Source organism: Rhodoblastus sp. (assembly GCF_052145335.1).
GTDB lineage: Bacteria > Pseudomonadota > Alphaproteobacteria > Rhizobiales > Beijerinckiaceae > Rhodoblastus.
In genome coordinates this window covers 1-15558 of sequence record NZ_JBKQOU010000198.1, presented here as the reverse complement: position 1 = coordinate 15558, position 15558 = coordinate 1, and the positions used below count along the sequence as shown (strand labels likewise).

The following is a 15558-nucleotide window of genomic DNA, read 5'->3' as shown; positions in this document are numbered from 1 at the left end:
GGCTGACCCGATGGGCGCCCGCGCCGCTGGAGCGCAGCACCTTCGTGCTGCTGTCCAGCGCGGCTCTGCTCCTGATCTTTTGGCAGTGGCGGCCAATCGACGCCGTGATCTGGAGCGTGGATTCCCCGTTGGCCGCCGGAGCGCTCCATGCCGTCGCCGCCGCGGGCTGGCTGTTGGTGCTGACTGGAACGTTCGTCATCAGCCATTTCGACCTGTTCGGACTGCGCCAGGTGTGGCTGAACCTGCGCGGCCAGCCCTATGCGCCGCTGCATTTTCAGGAACGGCTGCACTACAGAATTATCCGCCACCCGCTGATGCTCGGCTTCATCATCGCCTTCTGGGCAACGCCGCACATGACGGCCGGCCACCTGCTGTTTGCTGTGGCGACCACCAGCTACATCCTGTTGGCGTTGCGGCTGGAGGAGCGCGACCTGATCGCCGCCCACGGCGACGAATACCAGCGCTACCGCGAGCGCGTGCCGTTGCTGCTGCCCTGGCCGCGGCCGCATCAGCCTCAGTCGCATCATCCACTACAGCAACCTACAGGAGGCAAGCCATGAGCGCCGAAGTCGTCGCACGCCAAACCCGTTTGCAACAACGCTACCGCAAGGCGCCGGAAGAGGCGCTCATCATCGAGCGCGCCCGCACCACGGACGGCGTCCTCCATGATCCATTCCACGGGCATGTGGAGATCGGCGGTGGCGACCCCCGCGGCGTCCCGGAATTGGGGTTCGAATTCGGGATCCACTCGGCGGTTGGAGGCGATCACGACCTGCCCAATCCGGGGCATATGCTGGCGGGGGCGCTCGCCGCCTGCATGGACGCCACACTGCGCATGTTAGCCGAACGCTTCGGAGTCCGGCTCGCAGCGCTCGAAGTGGCGGTGGACGCCCACGTCGACGCCCGCGGCGCCTTGATGGTCAGCGCCGAGGCGCCGGTCGGCTTCAAGAACATGCATTGCCGCGTTACCCTTCGGCCAGCAGAAGGCGCTCCGCAGGCGGCGATCGAGCGTCTGCTGACCGCGACAGAGCGCTGCTGCGTCAATTTCCAGACTCTGCAAAATGGCGTGCCCATAACCACGAGCCTATCCGTGCTCGAAAGCGCATGATCTTGAAAAGCAGCTATCGGTTTTCGGGTACGATCACGCTGGAACATGGATTTTCAACCACCATAGGGCGACTTTAGAAACACGTCTTTCGATGGGCCATAAGGGCGTGCATTTTGCGGCGCGGACAGTTCGCGCTCGGGTTGCAAAAAGTTGCGAGCGCGGCGGGGGTGAAAAAATGTGAAAAAAAACGCGATGTTATGGTTAGTTTGAACGAAAACGTGTCAATTTACGCTCGTTTTCGTTCGTTTTATCGCGTTTTCACCCGTTTCAACCGGAAGATTGCAGTTTGCGGCGGCGCGGCGCCAAGCTTTCCGGCTCTCTCCCGGACCGAAGGCAGGCGTCAGGAAATCCCGATATTTCAAACAGAAAGGGGCAACGGCGCCCAACCGCGCACAGGTCTCGTTTCACGTGAAACAAAACGAGAACATTCGCAGCCCGGCAAATTGCGGTTTTTCTCTCCATTTTCACTTTTCACTTTGCGGAATTCAGCGCCGCCAAAGCTTCCTTATCAGCGGCGAAGACGCCTTTTTCCGTGACGATCCCGCTAACCAGACGCGCCGGGGTCACATCGAAGCCAGGATTGCGCGCCGGCGTGGTTTTCGGCGCCAGAAGCACCGTCACGACCTCGCCATTGGCTGCTGCGCCGGAAATATACGTCACTTCCTCCTGCGCGCGCTCCTCGATCGGGATCAGCCGCCCCTCAGTCAGCGAAAAATCAAAGGTCGAGACCGGCGCCGCGACATAGAACGGCACGCCGCAATCCTTCGCCGCCAACGCCTTGAGATAGGTGCCGATCTTGTTGCAGGCGTCGCCATTGGCGGCGATGCGGTCGGCCCCGACCAGCACCAGATCGACTTCGCCTTGCTGCATCAGATGGCCGCCGGCGTTATCGACGATCAATGTGTGCGGGACATTCTGCTGGCCGAGTTCGAAGGCCGTCAGCGAGGCGCCCTGGTTGCGCGGACGGGTCTCGTCGACGAAGACGTGCAGGTCCACGCCCGCCGCCTGCGCTTTATAAATCGGCGCCGTCGCCGTGCCCCAGTCGACGGTCGCCAGCCAGCCGGCGTTGCAATGGGTGAGGATGCGCACCGGGGCGCCGCCGCGTTTTTCGCGCGCCGCGCGAATCAGCGCCAGACCGTGTTCGCCGATGGCCTCGTTGCAGGCGATGTCGTCCGCAGCCATTTTCTTCGCCATGACGAGGGCGGCGTCGCGTCGCAATTCTTCCGGCATCTGCCCGAGAAAGGCGAGCATGCGCGCCAAAGCCCAGTTGAGGTTGACGGCCGTCGGCCGCGTCGCGCGCAGAACTTCCACCGCCCTATGCAAAAAAGCGTCGGCAGCCTCCTGGCGCATCGCCAGGGCCACGCCATAGGCCGCGGTCACGCCGATCAGCGGCGCGCCGCGCACCCACATGTCCTTGATCGCCTTCGCCGCGTCGCCGAGATCGCGCAGCAGGACCGGCGCCACGACATGGGGCAGGCGGGTCTGGTCGAGGATGAACACGCCCTCGCCGTGCGGATCCGGCCAGATGGTCGTGCTCGGTTTTCCCTGGATCAGCATCGGGCGGCTTTCCTGTTGGCTTTTTTGATTTCCTGCGACCTTTCGCCGGCCATCGGTTCGGAAAAGATCGAGGCGGCGACGCGTCCGTCGCGCAGGGCGAGCAGGGTACCCGGCTTGATCGGTGTCCAGACCTCGTCGCTGGTCAGCGGCCCGGTGGCGACCACGGTGACGCAATCGTTGGGGCCGGTCTCCTCGGCGAAATTCACCTTGCGATCCTCGTCGATCAGCGTCGCCTCGCCGAACGGCGCGCGCCGGGTGAGGCAGGAGAGTTTCTTGCCGCAGAAGGCATAGAGGGTGCGGCTGTCGGAGAGCAGCATGTTGAACACGCCAAGCCGCGCCAGCCGCAAGCTCAAGGCGGCGATTTCGCGGTCGAGCGCCTGCGGCGGCGGCAGCGTGGCGAATCGCTGGCGAAGCTGGTCGAGCATCCAGCAGAAGGCGTGTTCGCTGTCGGTCGCGCCAATCGGCGTGTAAAAATCGAGAGGCAGGGCGCTGATGCCGCGCAACTGCCCGTTATGCGCGAAAGTCCAGACGCGCCCCCATATTTCGCGCGCAAAAGGATGGGTGTTGGCCAAAGCGACACGGCCGCGATTGGCCTGCCGGATGTGCGCGATGACAATGCCGCTCTTGATCGGATGTGCGCCGATGAAACGCGCCATGTCGGAACGGGCGCTGGGCTGGGGATCATGGAAGGCGCGCGCCGCCCGGCCTTCGTAGAAAGCAATGCCCCAGCCATCGCGGTGCGGGCCGGTCTCGCCGCCGCGCCGAACCAGTCCGGCAAAAGAAAAGCGAATGTCGGTCGGGACATTCGCGCTCATTCCGAGAAGTTCACACATGGTTGGAACCGGCGAACGAAGGGCAGCGGATTCGGCATAGAAAGTAAGGCGCTCGCGCGCAAGCCGTTTCTGGCGAGGGCGAGCGAAAAGCGTTGTTTTTTATATCTATGGCTTTGGACTTCAGGATCGGCGTCAAAATGCCGATTCGTTCAATGGTACCGCCACCCTGGCTTGAACAGGGGACCTCTAGATCCACAATCTAGCGCTCTAACCAACTGAGCTATGGCGGCCAATTTCGGCGGGAACCTAAAACGAGGAGCGCGCGAATGCAAGAGCATCGCGCGCCCAAAATTCTGAGGTCCGCATTTCCCGGCCCTCTGGCGAGGGCGGGGAGGGGACGCGCTCTCCCGGATCGCGATCCGGGAGAAATCTTATAGCGGCTCACTTCGGCTTGAGAGCCTTGCCGATCTGGTCCTTGAACGGGCCGGCCGCGTCGGCGGCGACCTGCTGGGCCAGCGCGGTCAGTTCCTTGGCCTGCGCCGTCAAGGTCTCATATTGCTTGCGCATATGATCGCTTTGCAGGGCGATGGCTTCCGAAACGCTGCGGACGCTGGAAAGAGCCTGCAGGTAGGACACGGAAGCCTTGGCGTTGGCTTGATAAGCCTCCAGCGCCTTGGACGAAAATGCCTGCAGACTCTTGCTGGCGGCGCTGAAGCTGTCTTCCAGAGCGTGGGCCGTCTCCGCGGCCGCTTCCTTGGCGGCTTCCTGGACCCTCTTGACTTCGGCGACGATCGCCTCGGGCTTGACGGGTTCGATGGACTTGACCGCTTCGGTCGCCTGGGTGACTGCGTGCTGCGCGGCCTCCTGAGCGGACTCGACGGCCTCGGTCACCTGTTCGGTGAACTGGGCCACCGGCTCGGCGACGGGAGCGCCCTGGGGCGCTCCGCCGGCCGGCGCCGCTGCTTTGGTCTTGCGCGGGGGGGCAGCCATTATTTCGTTTCCGTCGGCGTGACGGCCTTCTTGACGGCTTCGCCGAGGGCCTTGGCCTGCTCCTGCACGGAGGCAAGCTGGCTCTTCAGGAATTCGGACTGGATCGCCAGGAATTCCTTGGGATCCTTGGCCTGGACCAGCTTTTCGGCAAGGTCGAAAGCGGCCTTGACGTTGGTTTCGACGAAGCTGATCGCCTTGGAGTTCAGGTCCTTGGCGCTGGTGGCGAGCGTCGAGGCGGCGGCTTCGGACTGGGCGGTGGCCTTCTGGGCGGCGGCGACGTAGCTATCGAAAGCCTTGCGGGCCTGGTCGACGGACTTCTCGGCGAATTCGCGAACTTCGGTGGGAATTTCGAGGTTGAGATTGGTCATGGAAGGTCCTTGAGGTTGCGCTCGGGTTTTATGCTCCCGCACCGAGTCGCTCGACGTTGCGAGAACTTTATATCGTGAAAAATGCTGCGTTGCAAATGCGAAGGGTGCGCTGCAGCAAAACTATCGGCGACTGGCGTTAACTCCGAATTCATCATAAATGAATCTGGTGGGGAATGTCATGGATCAAATATGGATTCCCCGAGCCGGACGTGATTAAGTTTTGATTAAGTTGTTGCGGGCGCCAGTCATCCTTAGTCGCGCCCGTGTGGTTGACCGTCAAGGTCGAACGAACTCCTTAACTCACGTGCGAGACGAGCGCCTTGACCCATGGTTGACGAGATCGCGAACAGCCGGATGCGCCCCGATGTGGCGGCGGCTTTGGCCGAGCCGGCCTTCGCTTCGCTGGCCCGCGCGGGCGCGCCCATCGCCATCGCAGAAGGCGAGCCGGCGCGCGTCATCGAGGCCAATGGCGCGGCTCTCGCTCTTTTCTCGGTAGCCGACTGCGACGGTTTGACGCGAAGGCTGTTCGGGGCGGACGAGCCGGCGACGCGGCGCCTCGCCCATCTGGCGCGAACCATTCTGCCCGGCGCCGCCGCGCGCGTGGAGCGGGTGACCCTCGGGTTCGATCTGTTGCCGGAAACCGTCACCTTTCTATGCCGCCGCACCCCGGGCGCCAATCCGCTGTTCGTTCTCGCGGGATTGGGCCTCCGCGCCGGCCTGGCGCGCGTCCGGGCCCCCGCCGCGGCGGAGGCGACGTCAATCGCTCCCCTGACCGCTCACGAGAACCTTCCCGAGAAGGTTGGCGAGAGCGCTCCGGCAAACGCTCCTGAAAATACTGCCGGAAAAATTCCCGAGCAGGTTTCCGAAGACAGCCCCGAGGCAGGGCCCGCGCCCGATGTCCTCGCCGCCTTGCGCCACGAAATGGAGCAACGCTTTCCGGGGCCGCAACCGGCGCGTTTCCTGTGGCGGACCGATGCCGCCAACATCGTCACCGAGATCGCGCCGACCCTGGCCGAAATTGTGGGTTCCGGCTGCGCGTCGCTGGTCGGGCGCGATCTTGTCGCGGCGGCCGAAGCGCTCGGCCTCGACCCTCGGGGCCAGTTGGCGCAGGCTTTGCGCGGGCGCGCCACTTTCAGCCGGATCGAGGTCGACTGGCCGATTGAAAATGCCGCCGCCGCCGCGCCGGTCACGCTCGGGGGCTTGCCCACCTTTGGACGCGCGCATGATTTCGAGGGCTGGCGCGGTTTTGGCGTGGTTCATCTCGACCGGCTTCATGAGGCGCCAAAAATCGTGCCGCCTTTTGTCGCGATTTCAGCGCCGTCGCCTGTCTCCACGGCTGCCGCCGAACAGCGGCCGGCGGTCGCGCCGTCGCCTGCGGCCGTGGCGCCGGAATTTTCCGGAGTTGTCGTGCCGCTGCGTCCCCTGGTCCAGACGAGACCCGCGGCCTCCGCCGAAGCGCAGGACGAGGCCAGGGCGGAAGCTCCGCAGCCGGCGCCCGGCCGCGACGCCGACGACGATTCGGTTCTGGTCAGCTTGGCGCCGCATGAACGCAACGCTTTTCGCGAAATCGCCCGCACGCTGGGCGGGCGCGGCGGCGAAACCACCGGAAGTTTCGTTCCGGCCTCCGAGCCGGCCCACGAAAATGCGGACGCTTCTTCCCGGCTGCAAGCGCGCCCTTTGGAAAGGGGCGAACCGCCCTCCGCTACGAAAAACTGGCTCGACCTTCTGCCGGTCGGCCTTCTGGTCCTGCGAGATGGCCAGGCTTTGTTCGCCAGCGGTCCGCTGCTCGACTGGCTTGGCTTCGCCGACCTCGCTGCTTTCGAACGGTCCGGCGGCCTTCTCGCGGCCTGCCGCAACACCCTGCCGGAAGGATCGCCGGAAGGGCTGCTCTCGCAGCGGCGCCCGCTGTTGCTGCGCTCCGTCGAGGGCGCCTCGTTCGCCGTCGACGCGCAGCGGGGAACAATCGTATGGGAAGGCGCGCCGGCCGAGATTGTCGCTTTGACCCGCCCTTCTGCGGCGGCGCTGGAACAGCGCGTCGGCGTCCTGGAAGCGGCCTTGCGCCAGCGCGAGGCCGAGGCCGACGAGACTTTGGCCATTCTCGATACGGCGGCTGACGGTTTTGTCCTGATCAACGCCGACGGCGCCATACTCGGCCTCAACCGCTCGGCCGAGAACCTGTTCGGCTATGGCCGCAACCAGGTTGCAGGCGAAAATTTCACGCTTCTGCTGGCCCGGGAGTCGCATCCGGCGGCGCTGGAATATTTCGCGCGAGTCAAGGCTGGGCAGGCGCCGCCAGCCTTGGGCCAAAAAGGGCAGCATGGCGGCCGGGAGGTGGTCGGGCGCACACGCCAGGGCGACGCGGCGATGCTCCACCTGACCATCGGCCGGCTCGGCAAGGCCGACAGCGGCAAATTCTGCGTCGTGCTGCGCGACCTCAGCCAATGGAAACAGGCTTCGGGCGCCATCGAGGAGGCGCACGCCCAAGCCGTGCGCGACAGCCAGGCCAAGTCGGAATTCCTGGCCAAGGTCAGCCATGAAATCCGTACGCCGCTCAACGCCATACTCGGTTTTGCCGAAGTCATCATGGAGGAACGGTTCGGGCCGGTAGGCAACGCGCGCTACAAGGATTATCTGAAGGACATCCACGCTTCCGGCGCCCATGTCATGAGCCTGGTCAACGACCTGCTCGATTTGTCGAAGGTCGAGTCGGGCGGGCTCGATCTGGCGCCGGCCGCCGTCGACGCCAATCGCGTCATCGCCGAATGCGTGTCGCTGATTCAGCCGCAGGCCAATCGCGAGAAGGTCATCACCCGTCTGGCGCTATCGCCGCGTCTGCCTCAGGTCTGGGTCGATGAGCGCTCGTTGCGCCAGATCGTGCTCAATCTGCTCGCCAATGCGGTGCGCTACAACGAACCGGGTGGGCAGGTGATTGTCTCGACCGCCTTCGGCGGGTCTGGCCATGCGGTGCTGCGCGTCAAGGACACCGGTATTGGCATGAGCGAAAAAGACCTGGAAACGGCTCTGGAGCCGTTCCGCCAGGTCGATCCGTCTCGCGGCGGCGGCGCCGGTCTGGGCTTGCCTCTGACCAAGGCGCTGGCGGAGGCCAATCACGCCGGCTTCACCATCCGCAGCCGCAAGGACGAAGGCACTCTGGTTGAAATCACCTTTCCGCTGGCGCCGGCCGATTCGGCCGCTGAGAAGGCGGGATAAAACGCGCATGGCGTTTTCGAGCTAATTGGCGTCCGTTCGCGTTAACAAAAAACCGAAATAACAGGAACCAGAGCCTCGCTCCGATTGGCTAGGGCGACAGGCTCGAAGGGGAGGACGGGATGGACGCGCAACTGCGGGAACGGCTGGAGCTTGCCGGACTTTCGAAGGCCGATCTGGCCTGGTTCGAATCATTTGGCTGCGACGATGCGCGCGTTCCCTCGCCGCGTCCCGAGGAACTGGCCGACTACAGCCGCCGCGAGGCGGCGCTGAACGCTTCCGTCGCCGCGCTGACTTACGCCGAACGCGGGGAATCGCCGGAAGGCCGGCTTGCCGCCGCGATTGGCGCCCGCATCGCCGACGCCCGCGATCCCGACGAGGATGAGTGAGCGGTTACGCCGAAACGCGCCGTGAAAGGGCGTTGGCGCGGGCGCGAAAAACGTTGTCGATGAACATGCGGGCGCTTTCCGGCCAGGTGTAGCGCAGGGCGTGGCCGCGGCAATTCTCGCGCGAAAGTTTGAGGGCCCCCAGGCAGGCGGCGCGCAGATCCTCGTCGAGCACGCCGATGCGCGGATCGGTGACGATGTCGACCGGGCCGGGAACCGGGAAGGCCGCGACTGGCGCGCCGCAGGCCAGGGCCTCAAGCATGACGTTGCCGAAAGTGTCGGTGCGGCTGGGGAATACGAAAACGTCGGCGCAGGAATAATAAGACGCCAGTTCGCTGCGCGACTTCACCCCGACAAAGCACGTTTCAGGGAAAAGCTCTTGCAACTGGGCGCGCGCCGGGCCGTCGCCGACGACGATTTTCGAGCCGGGCAGATCGAGCGCGAGGAAAGCCTCGATGTTCTTTTCCGGCGCCACGCGGCCGCAATAGAGGAAAAACGGGCGCGGCAAATGGCGCAGTTCGGCGGGAACTTGTTCCACCGGTCGGAACATTTGCTCGTCGACGCCACGCGGCCAAAGCATCGGCCGCTTGAACCCTCGCGCGGAAAGATCGTCGGCCAGCGTCTGGGTGGCGACCATCAGGCCGGCGCTGCCGTCATGGAAACGGCGCAGGGCGGCATAGGACCAGGCGGCGGGGATGGGCCAGCGCGCCTCGACGTATTCCGGGAAGCGGGTGTGATAGCTGGTGGTGAACAATTCGCCGTTGCGCGGGCACCAATAGCTCGCCGCGACGCCGAGGGGCCCTTCGGTGGCGACATGGACATGGTCGGGCCGGTGCGAGCGGATGATTTCGCCTACCGCCTTGGGACTGGTCAGAGCCAGGCGGATCTCCGGGTAGGACGGCGCGGCGATGGTGTGAAACTGGTCAGGCCCGATGGCGACGAATTCGTGGCCGAGCTTTTCGCCCGCGGCCATCAGGTTGGCGAGGGTGATGGCGACGCCATTGACCTGAGGACGCCATGCGTCGGTGACGATGCAGATTTTCATGAGCCGAGAATTTCAGACCGATGTGACCGAAATAATAAACCGGCGCTTCTTCGCTGTGAAACTGTCAAGATTCCGCAAGATTTTTTGTCCGCCGCAGCCAATCCGACAACCTCTGGCCGGCGCGCAAGCGTTCCGAAACTCACGGGCGCGACCGCATGTTCAAAAGCCGAAGCGCCAGCCACAGCGGCACGACGATGGCCGCGCCCGCCAGCGCATATTCGGCAATGTCTCGCAGAGCCTCGAAGCCCATGTTCCAGAAGCGCTCGACGATATGGCGCAGGCCGATCAGCACATCGAGCGGCCGGATGTCCAACCAGACCAGGAAAAAGCCGACGATCAGCGACAGGAAAAACAGCCGCACGAGCACCGCTGACGGCGAGCCGCCGAGAAAATTCTCCACCGGGCTCGGTTGCCGCCGCGGCGCGGCAAGATCGGCCTCGCGCGGCTCAAACGGGTGACGCGCCGGGCGATTATCTTCGGTCATGACGAGGTCCTTGGCGTAAGTATCCGATTATAACGGTTGCCCTGGCGACTTGTCGCCGCTCTGGTCGCGGAAAATCTGCATCATCCGGCGCACGAATTTTTCCACCCGATCCATGGCGTGGTCGAAGCGGCGATCCTCGTCGTCCTGAGCGGACTTTGAATCCGGCGCGGCCTGGGAATCCTGCGCGGCTTTAGGCGCCTGCCCTTTCAAGGCGGCGTTTTCCTTGGCCAGCCGATCGATTTCCGCTTCGAGAGCGGCGCGTTCGTCGGCGCTGGCGCGGCATTGCGCCTGACCGGCTTTGAGCGTGCAGAGCGAAACCTGTCCGCTGCGGGTGTCGAGCCGCAAAAAACCCTCGGCGACCGGCGTCATGACGAAGCGGCCGTTGGCCGAATCGCCGGCGTCCGTGGCGGCAGGCGACTGGGCTTGCGGTGAACTCGCCGGCTCCGCCTGTGCGGAAAGACCGCAGCAGGCGGCGACAGCGACCGGCGCCCCGAGCCGGATCGCGCGCGCGAACAAGCCAAGGTTCGGAGCGAAAGCCATGTTCGATCCTTTTTCTGTCACAGGGGGGCGAAAATCAGTCGCCCGACATGCTGTTGGCGGCGCCGCTCATCGCCTCGATGCGCGCGGCGGCGATCACCGCCTGGGTGCGGCTTTCGACGCCCAGTTTCTGCAGAATGGCCGAGACGTGCGCCTTGACGGTGGCTTCCGAGACCGAAAGCTCATAGGCGATCTGCTTGTTAAGCAAGCCCTCCGACAGCATCATCAGGACGCGGACCTGCTGCGGCGTCAGCGAGGCGAGCCGTCGCACGTTGTCGACCGTTTCGTGATCCACCGGGCCATTCAGGTCGATGTCGGCGGGAACCCAGACTTCGCCGGTGAGAACGGCGCGAATGGCGGCCTGCATGGTCACCATGTCGGTGCTCTTGGGGATGAAGCCCGAGGCGCCGAAATCGATGCACAGTCGAATGACGCTGCGCTCCTCGTTGCCGGAAACGATCACCACAGGGGCGCCGGGATGTTGCGCCCGCAAAACCATCAGGCCGGAAAAACCGCGCACGCCAGGCATGGCGAGATCGAGCATGACGAGATCGACCTCAGCTTTGCCTTCGAGCGCCTTGCTGACTTCCGCGAGGGTGCCGCATTCGATGATTTCCGCTCCGGCCACGGCACTGGCCACCGCCTGCCGCAAGGCCCCCCGCACCAGCGGGTGATCGTCGGCGATCAAGATACGCGTTAACTGCTGCTCCACGCTGCCTCCGTGAGTCGGACACCACTCGCGGCGCGACGCGTAAAGCCCCACGATTCGCGCCGCAAACACAATTGTACTTCTTTCAGTTCTATACTCAAGTCGAATACGCGCAAGCCCTGACTTACGTCATGGCAGAGTTGCAAAAAAGGTCTTGGGGTTCGTTCCCCGCGCGAACAAACACGATCAGATCGCGAATTGCGGCGCCGGGGCGCCCGATACGTCGAGGTTGCGCCAGCGCGCGAGGGCGAGAAGCGGGAAATAGGCCTGATAGCCATGGTATTGCAGATAGAACATGCGCGGGAAGCCCGTGCCTGTGTAGATATCGTCACGCCACAGCCCGCCTTCTCGCTGGTTGTCGACCAGCCAGGCGGCGGCGCGCCGCGCGCTCTCGGAACGCGCCTCGCCCGCGGCCGACAGCGCCATCAGCGCCCAGGCGGTTTGTGACGGCACGCTTTTTCCGGCCGGCGCATAACGATGATAAATATAGTCGTCGGTGGTTTCGCCGAAACCGCCGTCCTGGTTCTGCACCTGCTTCAGCCAGCGGACGGCGCGGCGGACGCAGTCCTCGTCCGGCGCCACGCCCGCCATGTTCAGGGCGATCAGCGCCGACCAGACGCCATAAATGTAATTGACGCCCCAACGGCCGTACCAGGAGCCGTCGGGCTCCTGCTCCTTCTTGATATAGGCGATCGTGCGCGCCAGCGCCGGATGATCGGACTTGTAGCCGCGCTGGGCGAGATAGCCCAGGCACCGCGCGGAAACGTCGACGCAGTCCGGGTCGAGCATGGCGCCGTGATCGGCGAAGGGAATGCGGTTGAGATATTCCTTGTTGTTGTCCTTGTCGTAGGCGGCGAAACCGCCGCTCGACCCCTGCATGCCCATGATCCACGCGTCGGCGCGGCGCAGGTCGGCGTCGCGCGCGGCGTCATAGGCGCCGGCGATCTTGTTGGCGCGGTCGAGCGCGCTCGCCACCATGGCGGTGTCGTCGAGGTCGGGATAACAGGGATTGTTGAACTGGAAGGCCCAGCCGCCGGAAACCAGACCCGGCGCGCGCTTTCGCCAGTCGCCGGGCGCGTCGATCTGCTTGGTCGCCAGCCAGTCGAGCGCATCCTTGACTTCCGCCAACTCGGCGCCCGCCTCTAGAAGCGCATGAACGGCTATGGACGTGTCCCAGGTCGGCGACAGGCAGGGCTGGCAATAGACTTCCTCGCCCCGGTCGTGCAGCAACCGGTCGAGCGATTTGCGGCAGACCGCCTTGCTGGGATCGTCGTCCGGGAACCCCAATGTGTGCATCGCCATCAGCGCATTGGCCATGGCCGGGAAAATGCCGTTGAGCCCGTCCTCGCCGTTCAGCCGCTCCAACGTAAAGGCCAGCGCCGCATCGATGGACCTCTGCCGCAGCCTGGCCGGAATATGCGGCTCGATGGCGTGCAGGGCGGAGTCCAGCCAGCCGAAAGCCCGGTCGAGCCAGTTCTTCGGACGGAAATAGGCGACATCCGCCGGATTCTGATTGAACAGCTCCGACACGCCTATCTTGTAAGGATTGGCCGCGACCGGCTTTTTCGCCAGCAGGATCAGCAGAGGCGCGATGACCGTGCGCGACCAGGTAGCGATATTATACATATTGAACGGAAACCATAGCGGCAGCAGGATGACCTCCGCCGGCAGGGCGGGGAGCGCCCCGTAAGGTATCTGGCCGAACAGGGCCAGGGCGATGCGCGTGAACATATTGACCCGTTCGGCCCCGCCATGGGCGCGGATCCAGGCCCTCGCCCTTGCCATCGCCGGATCGTTGACATCGGCCCCCGCCAGTTTGAGCGCGTAATAGGCCTTGACCGTGCAACTCAGGTTGCCCTCGCCGTCGGGATAAAGCGGCCAGGAGCCGTCTTCGCCCTGGATGCGGCGGATATAGCGGCAGATCCTCTGCTCCAGCTCCAGCTCCGGCTTGCCGAGAAAATGCAGCAGCATGATGTATTCGGCGGGAATGGTGACGTCGGCCTCGAATTCGAAACACCACCAGCCGCCCGGGTCTTTCTTCGCCAGCAGGGCTTTTCGTGCGCGTAAAATGGCTTGGTCGAGCGCGTCTTGCCTCAAAACGGGCTTTGCCGGCTCCACGGCTTCGAATTTGGCGGCGGCGTCCTGCAGCATGATCGATCCTTGAAAATATCGCAGCTTGGCTGGCTGGCGAGAGAGCTAAAGCTTTTTTGCAGGCGCGCCAAGTCCGGGCCTCATTCCGCCGCGTCGGAAAGGCCCTCCTGCAGGTTTTCCCTCGCCCGCAGCGCCGCTTCCCGCCGCATCATGTAATCGCGCGTTATCGGCAGGGCGTCGGCCCGCTTGATCAGCTGAATCTGCAGCACGCAGCAGCCCTGGAAGCGGAAGCCGCATTCCGCCGCCGCCAGATAGAATTCCCACATCCGGCAGAAGCGCTCGCCATAGATCCTCCTCGCCACTTCGCGTCCGGCGGCGAAACGCGCGCGCCAGTGCGCCAGCGTCAAAGCATAATGCTCGCGCAAAGTCTCGACATCCGAGACCATCAATCCGGCGCGCGCGATGGCCGGCGCAATTTCGGCCATGGCGGGAATGTGGCCGTCGGGAAAGATATATTTCCTCACCCAGGGATTGGTCGGCGCCGGCCCGGCGAAATGGCCGATGGTATGGACCAGCGCCACGCCGTCTTCCGCCAGCAATTCCGCGACGTGCGTGAAAAAGGCGTCGTAATGTTTCGGACCGACATGTTCGAACATGCCGACTGAGACGATGCGGTCGAATTGGCCGTGAACATGCCGGTAATCCCTCAGGTCGAACCGCACTTTTGCCGCCAGTCCGGCGCGCTCCGTTTTTTTTTGCGCCCATTCGAGCTGTTCCGTCGAAAGGGTGATTCCGTATACGTCGGCGCCGCAAAGGCGCGCCAGATAGAGCGCCAGTCCGCCCCAGCCGCAGCCGATGTCGAGAATCTTCTGGCCAGGCTCGATGGCCAGCTTGGCGGCGATATGGCGCTTTTTCGCCGTCTGCGCCGCGTCGATGCCGAGACCGGGACTTTCAAAATAGGCGCAGGAATATTGCCGGTCGCGGTCGAGGAAGATCTGGTAGAGGCGCTCGTCGAGATCGTAATGATGGGCGACATTGGCCCTCGCCCGCCTGGGATGGACTCCTCGCCGCAGTTGCCCGACGGCCTGCCGCAGCCGCTGCCAAGCGGCGATGCGGCCAATGTTCCCACCGGCGAAGTTGGAGGCGGCGAGAGCGAGCAAGTCGTAGATCTCGCCGCGGACCATTTTCAGGCGGCCATCCATGTAAAGCTCGCCCGCAGCCATTTCGGGATCGAGCGCCAGGGCCGTCTCCGCTCTGCGATCGGTGAACTGGATCGCGCAGGATGGCTCGCCGCCGTCTCCGACCGTGAAAGGCCGGGCGCCGCTGGGGAAAACCTCCAGCGATCCGCTTTTGATCAGTCCATTTAAGAAGTGTCGCAACAGGACAGGCACGGCGCCGCACCCCTTGCCGCCGTCAAGATCGGCGTTTGCGCGAATACTGGTCTAGAATGCCAATCGGGCGGTCGGGTTCCATCGGACCGACTGCGTTGCAACGGGAGGCCGTCATGTCCGCGCTCACGATTTTCCTCGCCAGGCTTATGGGCCTTTATTGCCTCGTCGTCGCTTTGGCGATGGCCGTGAACAGGCGCAACGCCTTGGCGGCGGTCGACGGATTTTTGCGCAGCCCGCCGCTGATGATGCTGGCCAGCGTCATAGCGCTCGCCCTGGGCCTCGCCATGGTCATCGGACATAATGTCTGGTCGGGCGGCGTCCTGCCGGTCGTCGTCACCCTGTTCGGCTGGACCAGCCTGATCAAGGGCGCCGTGTTCCTGTTGCGGCCGCCGGAAGCCAGCCTGAAGCTTTACCAGGCGATGGGCTACGACCGGCATTTCCATCTCTATATAGCAGAGACCTTCCTTCTCGGCCTCTATCTCACCCTGGCCGGCTTTTCCGCGTGAGCGGCGCCAAGGTCGCAAAAAACCGCGATTGCGTTGGGCGAAAAAAAGCGCCAAAACATGATCCAGCGCAAAGAAAGGCGCCGGCAAAAGATGCTTTTTTGCCAATGCGCCGATGCGGGATTGTCGTTCATGCCGCAAAATGCGACTAAGTGACGCAAGCCTGGGCAGGGAAAAGCCTGTAACTTGGGCAGTCAGACGGAGAAACGGCTCAGCCGCACGGGTGAAAACCGGCGGCGCGCGGGGGCCAGAGGAAAGAAAAAATGCATTATCGGCAGGTTTTCGAAGAGGCGATCGGCAAGCTGAAGTCCGAGCAACGCTACCGTGTTTTCGCCGATATCGAACGTGACGCCCAGCGCTTTCCCCATGCCACCTGGCACAGGCCCGACGGTTCGGCCCACGACGTCAC

At 64.1% G+C, this 15558-nt stretch carries 15 protein-coding genes and 1 tRNA gene; 5 read left to right on the top strand and 11 right to left on the bottom strand.

The window, feature by feature from the left end:
• Positions 1 to 560, top strand: a 560-nt coding sequence (locus ACLP2E_RS12560; RefSeq protein WP_442466128.1) for a methyltransferase family protein, incomplete at its 5' end; no start/stop codon positions are given.
• Entirely contained in the window at positions 557 to 1108 is a 552-nt protein-coding gene (locus ACLP2E_RS12555; RefSeq protein WP_442466127.1) for an OsmC family protein, read from the top strand. The genes ACLP2E_RS12560 and ACLP2E_RS12555, both read left to right, overlap by 4 nt.
• Positions 1109 to 1579: 471 nt before the next feature.
• On the opposite strand, the gene mtnA is transcribed toward ACLP2E_RS12555, so the two are convergent.
• From mtnA to ACLP2E_RS12530, 5 genes are all read right to left on the bottom strand, one after another.
• Complete coding sequence (mtnA, locus tag ACLP2E_RS12550) at positions 1580 to 2665, bottom strand: S-methyl-5-thioribose-1-phosphate isomerase (protein ID WP_442466126.1); 1086 nt, start codon at positions 2663 to 2665, stop codon at positions 1580 to 1582.
• A complete protein-coding gene (locus tag ACLP2E_RS12545; protein WP_442462745.1) occupies positions 2659 to 3498 on the bottom strand; it encodes a class II glutamine amidotransferase in 840 nt (279 codons plus the stop codon). The genes mtnA and ACLP2E_RS12545 overlap by 7 nt, the downstream gene beginning before the upstream one ends.
• Before the next feature lie 153 nt (positions 3499 to 3651).
• Positions 3652 to 3728 (bottom strand) — tRNA-His (locus tag ACLP2E_RS12540).
• 151 nt (positions 3729 to 3879) lie between these two features.
• A complete protein-coding gene (locus tag ACLP2E_RS12535) occupies positions 3880 to 4428 on the bottom strand; it encodes a phasin family protein (protein ID WP_442462744.1) in 549 nt (182 codons plus the stop codon).
• Complete coding sequence (locus ACLP2E_RS12530; protein WP_442462743.1) at positions 4428 to 4796, bottom strand: phasin; 369 nt, start codon at positions 4794 to 4796, stop codon at positions 4428 to 4430. The genes ACLP2E_RS12535 and ACLP2E_RS12530 overlap by 1 nt, the downstream gene beginning before the upstream one ends.
• A gap of 327 nt (positions 4797 to 5123) precedes the next feature.
• Here ACLP2E_RS12530 and ACLP2E_RS12525 point away from each other — a divergent pair, with 327 nt between their 5' ends.
• Both ACLP2E_RS12525 and ACLP2E_RS12520 read left to right on the top strand, forming a co-directional pair.
• Positions 5124 to 8006 (top strand): PAS domain-containing sensor histidine kinase, encoded by a 2883-nt coding sequence (locus tag ACLP2E_RS12525; protein ID WP_442466125.1) that lies wholly within the window; start codon positions 5124 to 5126, stop codon positions 8004 to 8006.
• Between the two features lie 119 nt (positions 8007 to 8125).
• Entirely contained in the window at positions 8126 to 8392 is a 267-nt protein-coding gene (locus ACLP2E_RS12520; protein ID WP_442462741.1) for a hypothetical protein, read from the top strand.
• A 4-nt stretch (positions 8393 to 8396) separates the two neighbouring features.
• On the opposite strand, the gene ACLP2E_RS12515 is transcribed toward ACLP2E_RS12520, so the two are convergent.
• From ACLP2E_RS12515 to ACLP2E_RS12490, 6 genes are all read right to left on the bottom strand, one after another.
• Positions 8397 to 9434 carry a glycosyltransferase family 4 protein gene (locus ACLP2E_RS12515; RefSeq protein ID WP_442462740.1) on the bottom strand — a complete coding sequence of 346 codons (1038 nt, stop codon included), beginning with the start codon at positions 9432 to 9434 and terminating at the stop codon, positions 8397 to 8399.
• Between the two features lie 139 nt (positions 9435 to 9573).
• Positions 9574 to 9918, bottom strand: coding sequence for a DUF6460 domain-containing protein (locus ACLP2E_RS12510; protein WP_442462739.1), 345 nt, complete (start codon positions 9916 to 9918; stop codon positions 9574 to 9576).
• Positions 9919 to 9945: 27 nt separating this feature from the next.
• A complete protein-coding gene (locus ACLP2E_RS12505; RefSeq protein WP_442466124.1) occupies positions 9946 to 10458 on the bottom strand; it encodes a hypothetical protein in 513 nt (170 codons plus the stop codon).
• Between the two features lie 34 nt (positions 10459 to 10492).
• Complete coding sequence (locus tag ACLP2E_RS12500) at positions 10493 to 11167, bottom strand: response regulator (RefSeq protein ID WP_442462737.1); 675 nt, start codon at positions 11165 to 11167, stop codon at positions 10493 to 10495.
• Between the two features lie 183 nt (positions 11168 to 11350).
• Positions 11351 to 13315, bottom strand: coding sequence for a squalene--hopene cyclase (gene shc, locus ACLP2E_RS12495; protein WP_442462736.1), 1965 nt, complete (start codon positions 13313 to 13315; stop codon positions 11351 to 11353).
• An 80-nt stretch (positions 13316 to 13395) separates the two neighbouring features.
• A complete protein-coding gene (locus ACLP2E_RS12490; RefSeq protein ID WP_442466123.1) occupies positions 13396 to 14646 on the bottom strand; it encodes a class I SAM-dependent methyltransferase in 1251 nt (416 codons plus the stop codon).
• A gap of 113 nt (positions 14647 to 14759) precedes the next feature.
• On the opposite strand from ACLP2E_RS12490, the gene ACLP2E_RS12485 reads away from it, so the two are divergent.
• A complete protein-coding gene (locus ACLP2E_RS12485) occupies positions 14760 to 15152 on the top strand; it encodes a hypothetical protein (RefSeq protein ID WP_442462734.1) in 393 nt (130 codons plus the stop codon).
• Positions 15153 to 15558 lie beyond the last annotated feature (406 nt).

Coding starts and splice junctions, on each gene's coding strand:
- ACLP2E_RS12525 (WP_442466125.1), top strand. CDS start 5,124: ATGGTTGACGAGATCGCGAACAGCCGGATGCGCCCCGATGTGGCGGCG.
- ACLP2E_RS12505 (WP_442466124.1), bottom strand. CDS start 10,458: ATGGCTTTCGCTCCGAACCTTGGCTTGTTCGCGCGCGCGATCCGGCTC.
- ACLP2E_RS12485 (WP_442462734.1), top strand. CDS start 14,760: ATGTCCGCGCTCACGATTTTCCTCGCCAGGCTTATGGGCCTTTATTGC.
- ACLP2E_RS12520 (WP_442462741.1), top strand. CDS start 8,126: ATGGACGCGCAACTGCGGGAACGGCTGGAGCTTGCCGGACTTTCGAAG.
- ACLP2E_RS12530 (WP_442462743.1), bottom strand. CDS start 4,796: ATGACCAATCTCAACCTCGAAATTCCCACCGAAGTTCGCGAATTCGCC.
- ACLP2E_RS12535 (WP_442462744.1), bottom strand. CDS start 4,428: ATGGCTGCCCCCCCGCGCAAGACCAAAGCAGCGGCGCCGGCCGGCGGA.
- ACLP2E_RS12515 (WP_442462740.1), bottom strand. CDS start 9,434: ATGAAAATCTGCATCGTCACCGACGCATGGCGTCCTCAGGTCAATGGC.
- ACLP2E_RS12555 (WP_442466127.1), top strand. CDS start 557: ATGAGCGCCGAAGTCGTCGCACGCCAAACCCGTTTGCAACAACGCTAC.
- mtnA (WP_442466126.1), bottom strand. CDS start 2,665: ATGCTGATCCAGGGAAAACCGAGCACGACCATCTGGCCGGATCCGCAC.
- shc (WP_442462736.1), bottom strand. CDS start 13,315: ATGCTGCAGGACGCCGCCGCCAAATTCGAAGCCGTGGAGCCGGCAAAG.
- ACLP2E_RS12545 (WP_442462745.1), bottom strand. CDS start 3,498: ATGTGTGAACTTCTCGGAATGAGCGCGAATGTCCCGACCGACATTCGC.
- ACLP2E_RS12510 (WP_442462739.1), bottom strand. CDS start 9,918: ATGACCGAAGATAATCGCCCGGCGCGTCACCCGTTTGAGCCGCGCGAG.